Source organism: Bradyrhizobium sp. UFLA01-814, from assembly GCF_046718885.1.
GTDB classification, from domain to species: domain Bacteria; phylum Pseudomonadota; class Alphaproteobacteria; order Rhizobiales; family Xanthobacteraceae; genus Bradyrhizobium; species Bradyrhizobium elkanii.
The window spans coordinates 39,194-56,528 of the sequence record NZ_JAQOSR010000037.1 but is presented as its reverse complement, the minus strand read 5'-3'; the positions used below and the strand labels follow the sequence as shown (position 1 = coordinate 56,528).

Below are 17,335 nucleotides of genomic sequence, written 5' to 3'. Positions count from 1 at the left end.
TCGAATTATGTTCAGATCGGCGTCGTCGCCGACCGGATCAAGAACCGCGCCATCGTGCTCTCGACGCTCGATAATCTTGTGAAGGGTTCGGCCGGACAGGCGATCCAGAACATGAACCTGATGTTCGGCTTGCCCGAAACCACCGGACTGGAGCAGATCGCGCTGTTTCCATGAGCGGGGGTTGTTGTCGCTGGCGAGGGGCGCTCAATCTAAGGATAACTGCCCATCCCCTTTGGCGGCGCAGGCGCGGCCAGATGTGTTAAACGAAATGAACGAGCTCGAAAGGAACGTGCCATGACCCTCACCGACACCAACCAACCGAAAACCAAAAGCGGTGCGACCAAGGCCACCGTGTTCGTCGATGGCGCGTCCGGCACGACCGGCCTCGGTATCCAGGAGCGGCTGCTCTCGATCGGCGACGTCGCGGTGAAGCACATCGCCGAGGACAAGCGGAAGGACGCCGGTGCCAAGCGCGCGCTGATGGAGGAGGTGGATCTCGTGATCCTCTGCCTGCCTGACGAGGCCGCCAAGGAGACCGTGGCGCTGATCGACACGATGGGCACTGCCGCGCCGAAAGTGCTCGACGCCTCGACGGCCTATCGCGTTGCGCCCGACTGGGCCTACGGTTTCCCCGAGCTCGCGCCCGACCAGGCCGACAAGATCCGTAACGCGAACAAGGTCTCCAATCCGGGTTGCTATCCGACCGGCGCGATCGCGCTGCTGCGGCCGATCGTCGACGCCGGCCTGCTGCCGGCGGATTATCCGGTCACCGTCAACGCGGTGAGCGGCTATTCGGGCGGCGGCAAGTCGATGATCGCCAGCTTCGAGGACGGCTCGGCGCCGGCATTCGAGCTCTACGGCCTCGGCTTCGAGCACAAGCACGTGCCGGAGATGCAGCTCTATTCGCATCTGACGCGGCGCCCGATCTTCATCCCGTCGGTCGGCAACTACCGGCAGGGCATGCTGGTCTCGGTGCCGCTGCCACTCGACGCGCTGCCGGGCAAGCCTGATGGTGCCGATCTGCAGGCGGTTCTGGCGAAATGGTACGCCGGCAGCAAATATGTCTCGGTGATGCCGCTGCAGAACGAGGCCGCCAAGGGCGGGCGGCTCGAGCCGGAGGCGCTCAACGAGACCAACCAGCTGGAGCTCTATGTGTTCGCCAGCGACAAGCACCACCAGGCGGTGCTGGTCGCGCGGCTCGACAATCTGGGCAAGGGCGCCTCGGGTGCCGCGGTCCAGAACATGCGGCTGATGCTCGGGCTGGCCGACAGCTGACGGCGAAGCGGATCGTGGACGACGCCACGCTGCAATTCTACCGGCGCAATGCCGAGGCCTATGCCGGGTGGGCGAAAGCCCCGTCCACCCGGCTGATCGGCTTTCTGAAGCTGCTGCCGCCGGGCGGCGCGATTCTCGAACTCGGCTGCGGCGCGGGCAATCATGCCGCGGTCATGCTCGCCGAAGGCTTTGTGCTGCGTGCGACCGACGGGTCGCCCGAGATGGCCGAGGTCGCGGCGCGCCGCATCAAACATCCCGTCGAGGTGATGCTGTTCGATGAGCTCGAGGACCGCGAAGCCTATGACGGCGTCTGGGCCAGCGCCTGCCTGCTGCACGTGCCGCGCGACGAATTGGCCGGCATCATCGGCCGCATCCATCGGGCGCTGAAACCCGGTGGCGTTTTCTACGCGAGCTACAAGATCGGCCATGGCGATGGCCGCGACAGCATCGGCCGCTACTACAATTATCCCGCGGCGGACTGGCTCGCTGCGACCTACGCCGCGTCAGGGGCGTGGACGCAAGTCTCGTCCGACACCAGCGAGATCAAGAGCTTTGACGAGGCGCCCGCGACGATGCTGCATATCGTGGTGGCAAGAGCGGGTAGTTGATGCCGCGCCGGCGCGGCTGTCGCGGCAACCGGCGGGAACATTTGGATCAGACGATCTTGAAGATCGCGAGCGCCAGCACCGCCTGGGCGAGGAAGCCGACCGTGAAGGCCAGGGTGCGGAATACCGGCAGGCCGAGCGTGTACACGATCAGGTGGGCGACGCGGGCCCAGAAATAGACGGCGCAGGCGAGCACGGTCCATTTGGTGGAATAGTCGGCCGCGTTGAGGATCAGGACCAGCGGCGCGAAGATCACGAGGTTCTCGACCGCGTTGTCATGGGCGAACATCAGCCGGTTGGCCCATTCCGCGTGCGGTTTGTCGTTGCGCGAGGGGTTGCCCATGGCGCCGGAGAGGCCGCGCACCTGGCAGCGGTTGATGATGTAGGGAATCCACAAGAGCCCGGTCAGGATCACCGTCAGCGACAGCCAGAACAGTTCGCGCGTCATCGTCTCCCCCTCACGTGAATTCGATTCCCGACCGTCGGGACCGTCTGTTTATAGCTGAGCGGGAGACTTGGCGCTACGCGAAGACGCGCTACGCGCGGACGCGGACATAGCTGCCCGGGGCGTCCTCGAGCACCTGCGTGCCGTTGGAGCCGACCATGCGCGCCGGGACCGTCTCCGGATCATGGCTTTCCAGCCAGCCGCGCCAGTCGGGCCACCACGAACCCTTGTGCTCCTCGGCGGCCTTCAGCCAGTCGGCGAGCTTCATGTCCTTGATGTTGTCGTTGGTCCAGTACTGGTACTTCTTCGACGCGGGCGGATTGACCACGCCGGCGATATGGCCGGAGCCGGACAGCACATATCTCACCGGGCCGCCGAAGAACTGCGAACCGTAGAGCACCGATTCCGCCGGCGCGATGTGATCCTCGCGGGCGGCGAGGTTGTAGACCGGCACCTTCACCTTCGACAGATCGAGCAGCGTGTTGTCCAGCACCATGGTGCCGGTCGACAGCCGGTTCTCCAGATAGCAGTTGCGCAGGTAGTAGGAGTGGTTCGACGACGGCATCCGCGTCGCATCCGAATTCCAGTGCAGCAGGTCGAACGAGGAGGGCGTCTGGCCCTTCAGATAATTGTTCACGACATACGACCAGATCAGGTCGTTCGAGCGCAGCATGTTGAAGGCCATCGCCATCTTGCTGCCCTCGAGCACGCCGGATTCCTGCATGTCGCGTTCGAGCGCCGAGATCTGGTCCTCGTCGACGAACACCAGGAGATCGCCGGCATGGGTGAAGTCGACCTGCGCGGCAAAGAACGTCGCCGACGTCACACGCTGGCGGCGCTTCTCGGCGAGATAGGCGAGCGTCGAGGCGAGCAGGGTGCCGCCGACGCAATAGCCGGCGGTGTGCACCTTCATCTCGCCGGTGACCTTCTCGATCACGTCCATCGCCGTGAGCGGGCCTTCGGTCATGTAGTCGGCCCAGGTCTTCTTGCCGAGCTCCTTGTCCGGATTGACCCAGGAGATCACGAACACCGTGACGCCCTGGTCAACGCACCATTTGATGTAGGATTTCTCGGGGCGCAGATCGAGGATGTAGAACTTGTTGATCCAGGGCGGCACGATCAGCAGCGGCGTGCGCAGCACGTTCTCGGTCGCCGGCGAATACTGGATCAGCTGCATCAGCTCGTTCTGGAAGATCACCTTGCCCGGCGTCGTCGCCATGTTGACGCCGACTTCGAGATTGCTCGAGTCGGACTGGCGGATCCGCAGCGTGCCGTGGCCGGCCTCGATATCCTCGGCCAGCATCTTCATGCCGCGCACCAGATTGTCGCCGTTGGTCTCGACGGTGGCGCGCAGCACCTCCGGATTGGTCAGCACGAAGTTCGACGGTGCCAGCGCGTTGGTGATCTGCTGGACGTAGAATTCGGCCTTCTTGCGCGTGTGCGGATCGATCCCGTCGGCGTCATGGACCAGCTGCTGCGCCCATTTTGAGGTCAGCAGATAGAGCTGCAGGATGAAGTCGAAGAACTGGTTCGACTTCCATTCCGGATCCTGGAAGCGCTTGTCGCGCGGGGCCGGGGCGATCGCCGGCCTGGCATCGGCCTCGCCGGCCATGCGGCGTACCGCCGAGCCCCAGAGGTCGAGGTAGTCCTTGCCGAGCTGCATCTGCAGCGACGAGGCGCGCTCCTTGTCGGACAGCCAGTATTCGGCGATCACGCTGAAGGTCTTGATCACCTCACCGAGCTCATTCGGCGGCTTGTCGCGGACTTCTCCCGTCTGGCGCGGCTTGAGATAGGCTGCCAGCGCCTGGCCGCTGCTCTCCATGGCCCGCGCGATGTTCATCGCGAAGGCTTCGGCGTTGAATTTCGGGGCGGTCTGGGTGTCGGTACTAACGTTGCTCATCTGAGGTACAATATCGCGTCGTTTGGAGGGCGTCATCGCGCGGTGCGGCAACGCAAATCAGTCAAAATCCAGCATTTCGCTCTGTTGCGGTGCGAGAAAAAATCTTTGTTCCGTCATATTGAAGCCTCAGGGGTCGCTTTTGGTGTTCCCGCTTTAAGCGTTTCGGGCGACAATGGTTTGAAACGCTAAAGTCGGAATTAACGCAGCGGGGACGCTGCAAGGCTCGTACCAGTGCGACCCGTGTCGGCAACGTGCGACGTGCGCGCTAGCTTGTTGGGGACAATTCGGCGCATGCCGATCGATCGAATGAACAGGGGGCTCGCGGCCGCAGTGCTGCTCGCGTCGTTGGTGGCGCTGAGCGGGTGCTCGAGCACGATCGCCGATATGACAATGCCGGCCGATGCGCCGGCGCGGGAGAAGGACGCCGGCGGCTACCTGCCGGTCCATGATCTTCCGCCCGACCGTGCCGATCCGACGATCAAGCCGGCGGACCAGGCCAAGATCGAGCAGGAGCTGATTGCCGCGCGCGCGCGCCAGGCCTCGACGGCCGCCCAAAGCGGGAAGTAGCGCCCGACAAACGGCCGATCAGCGCTGGCGCCGCCCGGTGTCCGTGCTAAAAGAAACCCAGTTCAACCGCAGATCCGGCCGCAGCCCCCAGATCGTGCGCCTGAATTCGCTCTAAGTCATTGATTCAGTGCGATTTCTGTCAGAGGCCGAGCCGGCTTCCGCAAACTGGACCAAGGGGGTCGATTCTGGCATCGCGGTTGTCGGAGCAAGGGTCCCATGGAAGATTTTTACCGCATTCGCCGTCTGCCGCCTTACGTCTTTGAGAAGGTCAACCAGGCCAAGGCGGCCGCGCGCAACGCCGGGGCCGACATCATCGACATGGGCATGGGGAACCCGGACCTGCCGACCCCGCCGCATGTGATCGAGAAGCTCAAGGAGACGCTGGGCAAGCCGCGGACCGACCGCTACTCGGCCTCGCGCGGCATCAACGGCCTGCGCAAGGCCCAGGCCGCCTATTATGCGCGCCGCTTCGGCGTCAAGCTCAACCCCGACACCCAGGTGGTTGCGACGCTCGGCTCGAAGGAGGGCTTTGCCAACGTCGCACAGGCGATCACGGCGCCCGGCGACGTCGTGCTGTGCCCCAATCCGAGCTACCCGATCCATGCGTTCGGCTTCCTGATGGCGGGCGGCGTGATCCGTTCGGTGCCGTCGGAGCCGACGCCGCAGTTCTTCGAGGCGGTCGAGCGGGCGATCATCCATTCGATCCCGAAGCCGATCGCGCTGATCGTCTGCTACCCGTCGAACCCGACCGCCTATGTCGCGGACCTCGACTTCTACAAGGACCTCGTCGCGTTCGCGAAGAAGCACGACATCTTCATCCTGTCCGATCTCGCCTACGCCGAAGTTTATTTCGACGAGAACAATCCGCCGCCATCGGTGCTGCAGGTGCCCGGCGCGATCGACGTCACCGTCGAGTTCACCTCGATGTCGAAGACGTTCTCGATGGCGGGCTGGCGCATGGGCTTTGCGGTCGGCAATGAGCGGATCATCGCGGCGCTGGCGCGGGTCAAATCCTATCTCGATTACGGTGCCTTCACGCCGGTCCAGGTGGCGGCGACCGCGGCGCTGAACGGTCCCGACGACTGCATCCGCGAGATGCGCGACACCTACCGCAAGCGCCGCGATGCGCTGGTCGAGTCATTTGGCCGCGCCGGCTGGGACATTCCGCCGCCGCAGGCCTCGATGTTCGCCTGGGCGCCGCTGCCCAAGGCGTTCGAGGCGGTCGGCAGCATGCAGTTCGCGACCCTGATGGTGGAGAAATCCGGCGTCGTGGTGTCGCCCGGCGTGGCGTTCGGCGAGCATGGCGAGGGCTATGTCCGCATCGCGATGGTGGAGAACGAGCAGCGCATCCGGCAGGCCGCGCGCGGCGTGCGCCGCTTCCTTGAAAGCGGCATCGAAACGTTGCACAACGTCGTTCCTCTCGCCAACCGACGCTAATCCTTCCAGGTTGCTTAATCTCCAGGTCCCTTAAATCCATGGTCGCACCCCTGAACGTGGGCATAGCGGGGCTCGGCACCGTCGGTGCCGATGTCGTCCGCCTCATCGAAACGCAAGGACGGGCGCTGGCCGAGCGCAGCGGCCGCGGCGTTCGCGTCGTCGCGGTCACGGCGCGCTCGAAAGCCAAGAAGCGCGGCCTCGACCTGCGCGGCATCGCCTGGGCGAAGAGCCCCGAGGCGCTCGCCGAAGATCCCAATATCGACTGCTTCGTCGAATTGATGGGCGGCGCCGGCGATCCCGCGCTGTCCGCGATCGAGACCGCGCTGAAAGCCGGCAAGTCGGTCGTCACCGCCAACAAGGCGCTGATCGCCAAGCATGGACTGCGTCTCGCCGCGGCTGCCGAGAAGCACGGCGGCGCGCTGAATTTCGAGGCGGCGGTCGGTGCGGCGATCCCGGTCATCAAGACGCTGCGCGAGGGCCTCGCCGGCACCAGCGTCAACCGCGTCTACGGCATCCTCAACGGCACCTGCAATTACATCCTGACCCGGATGGAGCAGGAGGGCCTGTCGTTCGAGGAGTGTCTGAAGGACGCCCAGCGTCTCGGCTATGCCGAAGCCAACCCGTCGTTCGACGTCGATGGTCACGACACCGCGCAGAAGCTCGCAATCCTGGCGAGCCTCGCCTTCGGAACCAAGGTCGCGGAAAGCGCGGTCTATGTCGAAGGCATCTCCTCGATCACGCCGGAAGACCTCAAGGCCGCCGCGGAACTCGGTTACCGCGTCAAGCTGCTCGGTGTCGCGGTGCGCACGGCAAAGGGCATTGAGCAGCGCGTGCATCCGACCATGGTGCCGAAATCATCCTCGATTGCGCAGGTGATGGGCGTCACCAATGCGGTCGCGATCGACGGCGAGGGGATTCCGCCGATCACGCTGGTGGGACCCGGCGCCGGCGGCGGCGCGACGGCTTCGGCCGTGGTCGCCGACATCGCCGACGTCGCCCGCGGCATCCGTGCCAAGCCGTTCGGACGCCCGGTGGATCGGTTGCGCGACACCACCAAGGCGCCGATGGAACGCCATGAGGGTGGCTATTATATCCGCCTGATGGCGCGCGATCTTGCAGGCACTGCCGCAACAATCGCCACCCGCCTGGCGGAACAGAAGATATCTCTGGAATCCATCGTGCAACGGCATCCGGATGGCGTCGATGTGAACGGTGCGGCCAAAAAACCTTCACCGGTCCCGGTCATTCTGATTACCTATGCGACCAGCGAGGATGCCGTGCATCGCGCGTTGGCCGCAGTGCAGCGCGATAAGGTCATCAGCGGCCGGCCGCAGGTGATCCGGATCGAGAAAAACTAGCGCATGGCCTGAACGGGTCGGGCGTGAGACGATTGATGCGGGCAGGCTGGCCTGTCCCCGAGGCTTAAGGAGTACGCCGATGTCGACCCATATTTCCGTTCCGCCGCAGATGCTGCTCGAGCGCATCCTGACGCTCGAAATCGTGCGCGTGACGGAGCGCGCGGCGGTGTCGGCCGCGCGGCTGCGCGGCCACGGCCAGGAGAAGGCCGCCGACAAGGCCGCGGTCGATGCGATGCGGCGCGAGCTCAACAAGCTGCCGATCGAGGGCACCATCGTGATCGGCGAGGGCGAGCGCGACGAGGCGCCGATGCTGTTCATCGGCGAGAAGGTCGGCCTCAACGCCGGCCCCAAGGTCGACATCGCGGTCGACCCGCTCGAAGGCACCACGCTGTGCGCCAAGAACATGCCGGGCTCGATCGCCACGATGGCGATGGCCGATGGCGGCACGCTGCTGCACGCGCCCGACGTCTACATGCAGAAGATCGCGATCGGTCCGGGTTACGCCAAGAATGTGATCGAGCTCGACGCACCGCCGGCCGACAACGTCCGCCGGCTCGCCAAGGCCAAGGGCGTCGACCCCAGCGCGATCAACGTGCTGGTGCTCGACCGTCCGCGCCATGCCGACATCATCAACAGCGTGCGTTCGACCGGCGCTGCCGTGCAGCTGATCACCGACGGCGACGTCGCCGGCGTCATTCACTGTGCCAAGCCCGATGAGACCGGCGTCGACATGTATATCGGTACCGGCGGCGCGCCCGAGGGCGTGCTCGCGGCGGTGGCGCTGCGCTGCATCGGCGGCCAGATGCAGTGCCGCCTGATCCTCGACACCGAGGAGAAGCGCGAGCGCGCCCACAAGATGGGCGTCACCGATCCGAAGATGATCTACGGCATCGAGGACATGGCCAAGGGCGACTGTCTGTTCGCCGCCACCGGCGTCACCACCGGCTCGCTGCTGACCGGTGTGAAGTTCAAGAAGGACGTGATCGAGACCGAGACCGTCGTGATGCGCTCGGTCACCGGCACCGTGCGCTACATCAAGGCCGAGCATCGGCAGCTCGAGAAATTCCACCTCGACTGAGGACGAGCCTACAACGACCGTCATTCCGGGGCGCGCGAAGCGCGAACCACAGATGCGCAATTGCGCATCGGGGAATCTCGAGGTTCCGGGTTCGATGCTTCGCATCGCCCCGGAACGACGGGCCAAAAACAACAACAAAGGGAGACGCGCATGTCCGATCTGTCCGGAGTCAAGGCGCTGGTATTCGACGTGTTCGGGACCGTGGTCGACTGGCGCACCAGCCTGATCAACGACTTCACCAGATGGGGCGAGACGCGCGGCATCAAGGCCGATTGGACCGCGCTGGTCGATGGCTGGCGCGCGGTCTATGCGGCCTCGATGGACGAGGTGCGCAAGAACCCGCAGAACGGCTACGTCATCCTGGACGTATTGCACCGCCGCTCGCTGGAAAAACTCGTCGCGCAGTTCGACGTCAAGGGGCTGACCGAGGCCGACCTGCAGCATCTGACGCTGGGCTGGCATCGCCTGCACGCGTGGCCCGACAGCGTCGCCGGCCTGACCCGGCTGAAGACCAAATACATCATCTCGCCGCTCTCCAACGGCAACGTCGCGCTGCTCACCAATATGGCGAAGTTCGCAGGCCTGCCCTGGGACCTCGTGATGTCGGCCGAGCTGTTCGAGCACTACAAGCCCGACCCTGAAACCTATCTCGGCGCCGCGAAGCTGCTCTGCCTGCCGCCGGAGCAGGTGATGATGGTTGCCGCCCACAATTACGACCTGAAGCACGCGCAGAAGCTCGGCCTGAAGACCGCCTTCGTCGCGCGTCCGACCGAATACGGCCCGCTGCAGAAGTACGATTTCGAGGCTACCGGCGAATGGGACATCGTGGCCAAGGATTTCGGGGAAATCGCCGGCCGGATGGGCTGCTAGAACTGGTCCACAAATCATCGAAGCGTTACGATTCCTGCCTGATTGGGAAAGGATCATGACGCTGCACGCATCCGCACTGCCCGTCGAGGCGCCACAGGCGTTCCTCGGCGTGACGCGGTCGCTGACCGGAAAGCTCTGGCGCGACCGGCTGGATGCGCGCGGGGCGGCGCGGGCGCTCGCGATCGTGCAGCGTCACAACCTGCCGGAAATGCTGGCGCGCGTTCTGGCGGGGCGCGACGTCGCGATCGACGAGGTCGCCGACTTCCTCGATCCGACCATCCGCAAGCTGATGCCGGATCCTCACACGGTCACCGAGATGGAGCATGCAGCCAAGCGCATTGCGGATGCCGCTGATCGCGGCGAGAAGGTTGCGATCTTCGGCGACTATGACGTCGACGGCGCGACCTCGGCCGCGCTCCTGACCTGGCATCTGCGCCATTGCGGGCTCGACCCGCTGATCCACATTCCCGACCGCATTTTCGAAGGCTACGGGCCGAACGTCGACGCCGTGCGCGCGCTGGCGGCAAAGGGCGCGACGCTGCTCGTCACGGTCGATTGCGGCACCACCAGCATCGAGCCGCTGGCGGAAGCCAGGAAGCTCGGGATGTCGGTCGTCGTGATCGATCATCATCAGACCGGCGATGTGTTGCCCGAGGTCGACGCACTGGTGAATCCGAACCGGCCCGACGATCTCTCGGGGCTCGGCCATCTCGCGGCGGTCGGCCTCGTGCTGGTGACCTTGGTCGCGGTGAATCGCGAACTGCGCCAGCGCGGCTTCTGGACCGGCGAGATGCCGGAGCCGGACCTGCTCAGCGTGCTGCATCACGTCGCGCTCGGCACCGTGGCCGACGTCGCGCCGCTGATCGGGCTCAACCGGGCCTTCGTTGCCAAGGGCCTGATCGCGATGCGCCGCCGCGACCATGTCGGCCACACCGCGCTGATGGATGTCGCGCGCCTCAACGGCCCGCCGGAGGCCTGGCATCTCGGCTTCATGCTGGGACCGCGCATCAATGCCGGCGGGCGTATCGGGCGCGCCGATCTCGGCGTGCGGTTGTTGCTCGAAGGCGACGTCTCCGAAGCTGCGCGGATCGCGGCCGAGCTCGATCGCCTCAATGCCGAACGGCGCGTCATCGAGCAGGCGGCCGAGGCACAGGCCGAGGCCGAGGCGCTGGCTTCGCTCGGGCTCGAGGACAAGGGCGCCGTCATCGTCACAGCGGCGGAAGGCTGGCATCCCGGCGTGGTCGGGCTGGTCGCCGCGCGGCTGAAGGAGAAGTTCGCGCGTCCCGCGTTTGCGATCGCGCTGGAGCCCGGCGGCATCGGTACCGGATCGGGCCGCTCGATCGGCGGCGTCGATCTCGGCAAGGCGGTGCGGCAGGCGGTGCATGACGGCCTCCTGATGAAGGGCGGCGGCCACGCGATGGCGGCCGGCGTCACGCTGCGCAAGGAGAAGCTCGCCGAATTCCGCGCCTACATGGAGAGCGCGCTGGCGGCCGACGTCGCCAATTCGCGTCACGAGAACGAGCTGTTCATCGACGGCGCCGTGACCGCGCGCGCGGTGACGCCGGAGTTCGCCGCGACGCTCAATCGCGCGGGCCCGTTCGGCAGCGCCAATCCGGAACCGGTGATCGCGCTGCCGTCGCATCAGCTGGTCTATGCCGACGAGGTCGGGCAGGCGCATTTGCGGCTGCGCTTCAAGTCCGGCGACGGCTCCATCGTCAACGGTATCGCGTTCCGTTCCGTCGGACAGAAGCTCGGCAGCGCCTTGACGCAAAATCGCGGGCAACAATTGCACGTGGCGGGCTCTCTTGCGGTCGACCGTTGGCAAGGCACCGAACGTGTGCAATTCCGTGTCCTCGACGTCGCGGTGCCGGATCAGGGCCCGACGGTGATCCGATAAGAAACGTTGGGAGAGGACATGTCAGGACAGGTTGAAGGCAAGGTCGCGCTGGTGACCGGCGGCGCATCAGGCATTGGCGAGGCCATCGTTGAATTGCTCGCGCAGGAAGGCGCGACCGTTGTTGCGACTGATATCGATGAGTTGAGGGGACCCGAACTCGCTGCGCGTCTTACCAAGGCCGGCCGCAAGGTGAGCTTTCTGCCGCAGGACGTCACCAGCGAGGAGCGCTGGATCGAGGTCGTCGCTGAAATCGCCAAGCGCTATGGCCGCCTGGACATCATGGTCTCCAATGCCGGCATCGGCATCGGGGCGCCTTCGATTGTCGAGATGTCGCTCGCGGACTGGCGCCGCCAGACCGCCATCAACATCGACGGCGTGTTCCTGTCCGTGAAGCATTCCCTGCCGCTGATGCGTAAAACTGGCGGCGGCTCCATCATCATGATGTCGTCGCTGGCTGGCCTGCGCGGTGCGGCGACGCTCTCCGGCTACAGCGCGACCAAGGGCGCGGTCCGCTTGTTTGCCAAGTCGATCGCGATGGAGTGCGCGCAGGTAAACGACGGCATCCGCGTGAACTCGGTGCATCCCGGCATCATCGACACGCCGATCTGGGGCAAGATCCCGACCGGCGCGACCGGCGCCGGCCAGAACGCGCCGATCGATCCGGAGGAGCGGGCCCGGTTCGCCACGCCACTCGGACGCGCCGGCCAGGCGATCGAGATCGCGCAAGGCGTGCTCTATCTCGCTTCGGACGCATCGCGCTACGTCACCGGCACTGAGCTCGTGATCGACGGCGGCATGAATGCCGGCGGCGTCGTGCGGCAGCCTGCGAGCCGGTAGGAGCGAACTGTCGTAGCCCGCATGAGCGGAGCGACATGCGGGATAACCGCCCCGGGTATCGCTTTCGCTCACCCGGGCTACGCAGCTGCGAGGAGTTGAGCGGCGCATTTGCATCCCAACCGCCGTCGTCCCTGCGAAAGCAGGGACCCATACTCCGCGGCCGATGTTGTGAACGGGACTTGTCATTCCAGCGGTGTGCAACAATCATCATCTGTGGTTATGGGTCCCTGCTTTCGTGCGCAATTGCGCACTAGGCAGGGACGACACGGAGTATGTGCTGCGAGCTAGCCGCCTTGCCGCAACCGCGCCAGCACCTTGAGCCCGCCGTAGCCGTCGGCGGGCAACAGGCCCATCTTGATCTGAAAATCCTTGATCGCCTTCATGGTGTCGTTGCCGACGCGGCCGTCGGTGCCGCCGGTGTCGAAGCCGGCCTTGGTCAGCCGCGTCTGCATCTCCTGCACTTCGGCGAGTGTCAGCGCGCGCTCCGAGCCCGGGAAGGGTTGGATGAAGGGCGGCCCGCCGATGCAGCGATCGCCGAGATGGCAGATCGCCAGCGCGTAGTTCATCGACGGGTTGTAGCTCTTCACCGAATTGAAGTTCGGACCAAGCAGGAAGGCCGGGCCACCCGCGACCGGGATCCACAGTTGCGCCGATGCGCTCGGCTGCGGAAACGGCTGGCCGTCGGCTCTGACGACGCCGGCGCTGGCCCAGGCCGCATAGGTGCGGCTGCCGCTGGCGCGGCCGCCGGGCGCGCGGACCTCGTAGCCCCAATGCTCGCCGCGGTGCCACTTGCCGCGGTTGACGAGATATTTCGCGGTCGAGCCCAGCGCGTCGTCGGGCCGGCCGAACGGCGAGACCTTGCCGTCGCCGTCATAGTCGAAGCCGACATTGAGCCAGACTTCCGGCATCCACTGCGAATGACCCATCGCGCCGGCCCAGGAGCCGTTCATCTCCTCAGGCGTGCTCCAGCCGCGCTGCACGATCTTCATCGCGTTGATCAGTTCGGTCTCCCAATAGGCCTTGCGGCGCGGCTCGTTCCAGGCGAGCGCCGCCAGCGAGGGAAACACCGGCGTCATGTGGTTCTGCTGCACCAGCGGATCGCCATAGGCGGACTCGACGCCCCACAGCGCGAGCAGCGTGCCGCGCTCGACACCGAAGTCGCGTTCGATCCGGCCGAACAGCGCCTCGTTCTTCTTCAACGCCTCCTTGCCGTGAATGACCCGCCAGTCGGAGACGCGGCGATTGATGTACTGCCAGATCTGCTCGTGGAATTCAGGCTGGTTGCGCATCTGCCTGAACACGCTCATGTCGGGCTCGACCCGCCCCATGCAGCGAGTCCAGGTCGCCTCCGAAATGCCTTTTGCCAGCGCGCGGGCGCGAAAATTGTCGCGCCACTGGTCGAAGCCCGGAGGGGCGGCGGCGAGCGCGCCGAGCGGATTGACGAGCACCACGCCGGCCGCGAGCCCGGCCTTCAGGACGGCGCGGCGGGCAGGGGATTTCGGAGAATCAGGCTGTTTCATCGGGCCAGTGTAGCGGCGCCGATCGGGTGAGCCAAAAGCCACACCGCCGCAGGAGCCATTGTTTTGAGCATGACCTCCGCGCAAACGCGTTCCGCGTTTGTCGCGAGGGAAAACCGGTTCCCACTTTTCCGGGTCATGCTCTAACTATCCTGCAAATCTATGGCGATTTTTGACAGCCACCGGCGCACCACCTGTTCCGACCTGGCATCGAGGCCGGCGGCGAGCCGGCGTTCCTGGGCCTGGGCGATCTGCCGGCATTTCTCCAGCAGCGCGGTTCCATGGCTGGTCAGGGTCCATTGCAACACGCGGCCGTGGACGGGGTGCGGCGTCTTGCTGATGGCGCCGTCGCGCTCCAGGTTGCGGATGATCACGCTCACGGTCTGCGGCGTCAGCAGCGCGACGCGAGCCAGATCGGCGCCTGAGAGCCCCGGATAGGCTTTCAGCATCGTCAGCACGACGAATTGCGGCGAGGTGACGCCGAGCCGTCCCAACTGACGCTCCATCGACAGCCGCGAGGCCGCGTGGGCCTGGCGCAGCAGATAGGCGAGGTAGCCCTGCTCGCCGCGCTTGCCTTCGCCCGGCGCCGGAACGGAAGGGGCGAGCAGGACGTCGGCGGCGGTCGATCCCACATTCGCTGCGGCCCTTCGGCCGGCGGCTTTTCCGGCCGGACGCCGCTCGGCGGTGCCGGATTTGCCTCGTTTCTGCATTGCCGCCATGTCGCCTGCTGTCGCCTTTGCCGATATCCGCATCTTGCCGGTGATATCAGAGCTCTGATAATATCTCAGTACACTGATAACATGAGGCCAGGCCAATGTCACATGCCCGCAATGAATACACCGACTTCGAGAAGCTCGCGCCCGACGTCTTCGCCGCGGTGCGCGCACTCGGCCAGTTCGCCGCGAAGGCCGGCCTCGACAAGCAGTTGCTCGAACTCGTCAAGCTGCGCGCCTCGCAGATCAACGGCTGTGCCTTCTGCGTGCAGTATCACATCCTGCAGGGCGAGAGCCTCGGCGTGCCCACCGACAAGCTGAACCTCGTCGTGGTGTGGCGCGAGGCGCCGCAGTTCACGCCGCGCGAGCGCGCCGCGCTTGCCTGGACCGAAGCGTTGACGACCCTGCCGAACGGCGTCAGCGACGAGGTCTATGCGCAGGCCGCCGCCGAATTCTCCGAGCAGGAGCTGACTTACCTGACCTCGGCGATCGCATCGATCAATGTCTGGAACCGGTTCGGCGCGGCCTATCGCTGGACGCCGCCGCCGCGCCGGCAGCGTGCGGACGCGGCGGCTTCGTAACGTCGAGACCAATCAAACGGCGACTGACAGGGAGAAAACAATGACCTCGATGGCAATGACTCCATCTCTTCCATTCGCGCGGCCGCCGCGGCCGGTCGCGCTGGCCGTGATCGCGGGACTGGCCTCCGCCTTCGTGATCGGCAAGGCACTGCCGACCCCGATGGACGCGATCTCCTCTGTCATCGCGCCGCTGTGCGCCAGCGCCAATGCGGCGTCGCCGCTCGACAAGGTCGAGGTCATCACCTCGCACGCGCTGCCCAATGTGGCGGGCAAGCGCGTCACGGTGGTGCGCGTGTTCTATGGTCCCGGCGGCTTCACACCGCCGCACCGCCATTCCGGTTCGGTGACGGCCTACATCACCAAGGGTGAAATCCGCTCCCAGCTCGGCGGCGGGCCGGTCGAGACCTTCAAAGTCGGCCAGTCCTTTTTCGAGCCGCCGGGGTCGACCCACATGGTTTCGGCCAATGCGAGCACCACGGAGCCGGCGGAGCTGATCGCGGTGTTTGTGGCCGACGAGGGCGCGCAGCTGACCACGATGCTCGAATAACGACCGGCGGGAAGCGCTGGACCAGTTTGGTGCCCAGTTCGCGTGAAACTGGACCTTGCGCGCGACGCGGCGGGTCGATTGATTGCGCGGCAGCTTATGGCGACAGCCGCCGACGAGGGACGAATCGATGATCAGTCTGAAGGGGCTCTCTGCCTTCCCGATAACGCCTTCGAACCGGGATGGACGGGTCGATGTGGGTGCGCTCCGCGCCTTGCTCGACCCCTTGATTGCGGCGAAGGTGGATTCGGTCGGGCTGCTCGGAAGTACCGGCTCATATCCGTATTTCAGCCGCGATGAGCGGCGGCGCGCCGTGCAGGCGGCCACCGCCTTGGCAGACGGCAATACACCAGTACTGGTTGGCATCGGCGCACTGCGCACCGACGATGCGGTGCGGCTGGCCCAGGATGCGCGTGATGCGGGCGCGACGGCAGGCCTGCTGGCGGCGGTTTCCTATACGCCGCTGACCGATGACGAGGTCTTTGAGCATTTTCAAACCGTGGCCCGAGAGAGCGGATTGCCGATCTGCATCTATGACAATCCCGGAACGACTCATTTTCAATTCACGCCGGCGCTCATCGGCCGGTTGGGGCGTGTGGACGGAATCGTCGCGGTAAAAAGTCCGGCGCTGGATGCTTCGACGGTGGCGGGCCATCTCAGGGAATTGCGGGCTGTCGTTCCGGACGGCGTTGCGTTGGGTTACAGCGCCGACTGGAATTGCACCGAGGCGCTGCTGGCGGGCGCAGATACCTGGTACAGCGTTGTCGCAGGAATCTTCCCGAAGATCTGCGTGGACATCGTTCGCGCCGCGACGAGCGGCGATGCGGCCCGGGCGCGAGAGCTCAACGCGCGTCTGCAGCCGCTTTGGGATCTGTTCAGGACATATTCCAGTCTGCGCGTCGTCTACGCACTTGCCAATCTCAGAGGGATCTGTGCGGCCGAGCCTCCACGTCCGATATTGCCGCTCCCTGCGGACGCTCAGAGGCGGGTCAAGGAGACGTTGGCGGCGATTGAGATCGATTGATCGCAACCGCGGCGCAAGGCGCTAGATGCCGGCACGCGCCAGCGGATCGCGGCCGAACCGGTTGTCACCCTTCGATCCCGGCAGCACGCTCAGCGTTGCGACGAGCGCCAGATAGGGGATCCAGTATTTGACGTGCAGCGCGGCGGCGAGGTGGGGAATGGCGAGGATCGTCAGCGCCCACCAGCCCGAGACGTTGAGGTCGTGCAGCCGCTTCACCAGGATCGCGGCGAACGGCCACAATGACAGCATGAGCAGCAAGCGCAGCACGGACAATTCGTCGGCGGGCGGGCTGTTGTCGTAATATCGTGGGCCAAGGTCGAGCCTCACGCCGACGCGAATGACGAGCATGTCGACCAGCACGAGGCCGAAAAATCCCAGGCCGAATTCCTGCCGGCTGATGCGGCCCTTCACCGAGAGAAAGAACCAGCTGAAGGTCGAGAGCATGCTTGGTTATGGTCCAGCCTGAACGGGCATCTGATAGAGACTTGCGTCCGATGGTCGAAGCGGGACAGGTTCCCGCGGTTTGCTGCTTCCATCATGATCATTCAAGCTGGCAATTGTCGCCGCGACATGGCGCGCATCGATACGATTCCGAATGGAACCTGCGGTGGGCGTTTGCACAATTTCGGAATAATGGAATAATGCCGCCGATTTGCCCGACGTGTCAAGTTGTCGTGTCGAACGACG

17 protein-coding genes and 1 pseudogene are annotated in these 17,335 nt (G+C 65.3%); 13 read left to right on the top strand and 5 right to left on the bottom strand.

From position 1 onward, the window contains the following. From argC (PMN64_RS14005) to PMN64_RS13995, 3 genes and pseudogenes are all read left to right on the top strand, one after another. Positions 1-174: pseudogene (argC, locus tag PMN64_RS14005) on the top strand (N-acetyl-gamma-glutamyl-phosphate reductase); the annotation flags it as partial. A gap of 120 nt (positions 175-294) precedes the next feature. Next, positions 295-1,275 carry an N-acetyl-gamma-glutamyl-phosphate reductase gene (gene argC / locus PMN64_RS14000; RefSeq protein WP_411781094.1) on the top strand — a complete coding sequence of 327 codons (981 nt, stop codon included), beginning with the start codon at positions 295-297 and terminating at the stop codon, positions 1,273-1,275. 14 nt (positions 1,276-1,289) lie between these two features. Continuing rightward, positions 1,290-1,883 (top strand): class I SAM-dependent methyltransferase, encoded by a 594-nt coding sequence (locus PMN64_RS13995; RefSeq protein WP_411781093.1) that lies wholly within the window; start codon positions 1,290-1,292, stop codon positions 1,881-1,883. Positions 1,884-1,929: 46 nt separating this feature from the next. Here PMN64_RS13995 and PMN64_RS13990 read toward each other — a convergent pair whose 3' ends face one another. Beyond that, a complete protein-coding gene (locus PMN64_RS13990; protein WP_038386775.1) occupies positions 1,930-2,328 on the bottom strand; it encodes an MAPEG family protein in 399 nt (132 codons plus the stop codon). 88 nt (positions 2,329-2,416) lie between these two features. Beyond that, a complete protein-coding gene (locus PMN64_RS13985; RefSeq protein WP_411781092.1) occupies positions 2,417-4,225 on the bottom strand; it encodes a PHA/PHB synthase family protein in 1,809 nt (602 codons plus the stop codon). 291 nt (positions 4,226-4,516) lie between these two features. Here PMN64_RS13985 and PMN64_RS13980 point away from each other — a divergent pair, with 291 nt between their 5' ends. The 7 genes from PMN64_RS13980 (at position 4,517) to PMN64_RS13950 (ending at position 12,269) form a co-directional block, all read left to right on the top strand. Beyond that, positions 4,517-4,792, top strand: a complete 276-nt coding sequence (locus tag PMN64_RS13980) for a hypothetical protein (RefSeq protein WP_016842954.1) — start codon at positions 4,517-4,519, stop codon at positions 4,790-4,792. A 216-nt stretch (positions 4,793-5,008) separates the two neighbouring features. Beyond that, on the top strand, positions 5,009-6,229 hold the full coding sequence (locus PMN64_RS13975) for an LL-diaminopimelate aminotransferase (RefSeq protein WP_016842955.1): 1,221 nt from the start codon (positions 5,009-5,011) through the stop codon (positions 6,227-6,229). A 38-nt stretch (positions 6,230-6,267) separates the two neighbouring features. Then, positions 6,268-7,587 carry a homoserine dehydrogenase gene (locus PMN64_RS13970; protein WP_411781091.1) on the top strand — a complete coding sequence of 440 codons (1,320 nt, stop codon included), beginning with the start codon at positions 6,268-6,270 and terminating at the stop codon, positions 7,585-7,587. 79 nt (positions 7,588-7,666) lie between these two features. Then, positions 7,667-8,665 carry a class II fructose-bisphosphatase gene (glpX, locus tag PMN64_RS13965; RefSeq protein ID WP_028332190.1) on the top strand — a complete coding sequence of 333 codons (999 nt, stop codon included), beginning with the start codon at positions 7,667-7,669 and terminating at the stop codon, positions 8,663-8,665. A 150-nt stretch (positions 8,666-8,815) separates the two neighbouring features. Then, on the top strand, positions 8,816-9,535 hold the full coding sequence (locus PMN64_RS13960; RefSeq protein WP_411781090.1) for a haloacid dehalogenase type II: 720 nt from the start codon (positions 8,816-8,818) through the stop codon (positions 9,533-9,535). A 55-nt stretch (positions 9,536-9,590) separates the two neighbouring features. Continuing rightward, positions 9,591-11,432: a single-stranded-DNA-specific exonuclease RecJ gene (gene recJ, locus PMN64_RS13955; RefSeq protein WP_411781089.1), complete on the top strand. Its 1,842-nt coding sequence runs from the start codon at positions 9,591-9,593 to the stop codon at positions 11,430-11,432. A gap of 18 nt (positions 11,433-11,450) precedes the next feature. Continuing rightward, positions 11,451-12,269, top strand: coding sequence for an SDR family NAD(P)-dependent oxidoreductase (locus tag PMN64_RS13950; RefSeq protein ID WP_411781088.1), 819 nt, complete (start codon positions 11,451-11,453; stop codon positions 12,267-12,269). Positions 12,270-12,553: 284 nt separating this feature from the next. On the opposite strand, the gene PMN64_RS13945 is transcribed toward PMN64_RS13950, so the two are convergent. Together PMN64_RS13945 and PMN64_RS13940 are read right to left on the bottom strand one after the other, a co-directional pair. Beyond that, on the bottom strand, positions 12,554-13,789 hold the full coding sequence (locus tag PMN64_RS13945; protein WP_411781087.1) for a lytic murein transglycosylase: 1,236 nt from the start codon (positions 13,787-13,789) through the stop codon (positions 12,554-12,556). Between the two features lie 140 nt (positions 13,790-13,929). Beyond that, on the bottom strand, positions 13,930-14,505 hold the full coding sequence (locus PMN64_RS13940) for a MarR family winged helix-turn-helix transcriptional regulator (protein ID WP_411781086.1): 576 nt from the start codon (positions 14,503-14,505) through the stop codon (positions 13,930-13,932). Between the two features lie 95 nt (positions 14,506-14,600). On the opposite strand from PMN64_RS13940, the gene PMN64_RS13935 reads away from it, so the two are divergent. From PMN64_RS13935 to PMN64_RS13925, 3 genes are all read left to right on the top strand, one after another. Further along, positions 14,601-15,080, top strand: a complete 480-nt coding sequence (locus PMN64_RS13935) for a carboxymuconolactone decarboxylase family protein (RefSeq protein WP_411781085.1) — start codon at positions 14,601-14,603, stop codon at positions 15,078-15,080. Between the two features lie 40 nt (positions 15,081-15,120). Then, positions 15,121-15,627: a cupin domain-containing protein gene (locus PMN64_RS13930; protein ID WP_304500125.1), complete on the top strand. Its 507-nt coding sequence runs from the start codon at positions 15,121-15,123 to the stop codon at positions 15,625-15,627. A gap of 127 nt (positions 15,628-15,754) precedes the next feature. After that, positions 15,755-16,648, top strand: coding sequence for a dihydrodipicolinate synthase family protein (locus tag PMN64_RS13925; RefSeq protein WP_411781084.1), 894 nt, complete (start codon positions 15,755-15,757; stop codon positions 16,646-16,648). 21 nt (positions 16,649-16,669) lie between these two features. On the opposite strand, the gene PMN64_RS13920 is transcribed toward PMN64_RS13925, so the two are convergent. Beyond that, on the bottom strand, positions 16,670-17,092 hold the full coding sequence (locus PMN64_RS13920; RefSeq protein WP_411781083.1) for a DUF805 domain-containing protein: 423 nt from the start codon (positions 17,090-17,092) through the stop codon (positions 16,670-16,672). Positions 17,093-17,335: the final 243 nt, after the last annotated feature.

Bases quoted from the DNA above. Each gene is read 5' to 3' on its own strand.
- argC (WP_411781094.1), top strand. From the start codon at position 295: ATGACCCTCACCGACACCAACCAACCGAAAACCAAAAGCGGTGCGACC.
- PMN64_RS13990 (WP_038386775.1), bottom strand. From the start codon at position 2,328: ATGACGCGCGAACTGTTCTGGCTGTCGCTGACGGTGATCCTGACCGGG.
- PMN64_RS13985 (WP_411781092.1), bottom strand. From the start codon at position 4,225: ATGAGCAACGTTAGTACCGACACCCAGACCGCCCCGAAATTCAACGCC.
- PMN64_RS13980 (WP_016842954.1), top strand. From the start codon at position 4,517: ATGCCGATCGATCGAATGAACAGGGGGCTCGCGGCCGCAGTGCTGCTC.
- PMN64_RS13975 (WP_016842955.1), top strand. From the start codon at position 5,009: ATGGAAGATTTTTACCGCATTCGCCGTCTGCCGCCTTACGTCTTTGAG.
- PMN64_RS13970 (WP_411781091.1), top strand. From the start codon at position 6,268: ATGGTCGCACCCCTGAACGTGGGCATAGCGGGGCTCGGCACCGTCGGT.
- glpX (WP_028332190.1), top strand. From the start codon at position 7,667: ATGTCGACCCATATTTCCGTTCCGCCGCAGATGCTGCTCGAGCGCATC.
- PMN64_RS13960 (WP_411781090.1), top strand. From the start codon at position 8,816: ATGTCCGATCTGTCCGGAGTCAAGGCGCTGGTATTCGACGTGTTCGGG.
- recJ (WP_411781089.1), top strand. From the start codon at position 9,591: ATGACGCTGCACGCATCCGCACTGCCCGTCGAGGCGCCACAGGCGTTC.
- PMN64_RS13950 (WP_411781088.1), top strand. From the start codon at position 11,451: ATGTCAGGACAGGTTGAAGGCAAGGTCGCGCTGGTGACCGGCGGCGCA.
- PMN64_RS13945 (WP_411781087.1), bottom strand. From the start codon at position 13,789: ATGAAACAGCCTGATTCTCCGAAATCCCCTGCCCGCCGCGCCGTCCTG.
- PMN64_RS13940 (WP_411781086.1), bottom strand. From the start codon at position 14,505: ATGGCGGCAATGCAGAAACGAGGCAAATCCGGCACCGCCGAGCGGCGT.
- PMN64_RS13935 (WP_411781085.1), top strand. From the start codon at position 14,601: ATGTCACATGCCCGCAATGAATACACCGACTTCGAGAAGCTCGCGCCC.
- PMN64_RS13930 (WP_304500125.1), top strand. From the start codon at position 15,121: ATGACCTCGATGGCAATGACTCCATCTCTTCCATTCGCGCGGCCGCCG.
- PMN64_RS13925 (WP_411781084.1), top strand. From the start codon at position 15,755: ATGATCAGTCTGAAGGGGCTCTCTGCCTTCCCGATAACGCCTTCGAAC.
- PMN64_RS13920 (WP_411781083.1), bottom strand. From the start codon at position 17,092: ATGCTCTCGACCTTCAGCTGGTTCTTTCTCTCGGTGAAGGGCCGCATC.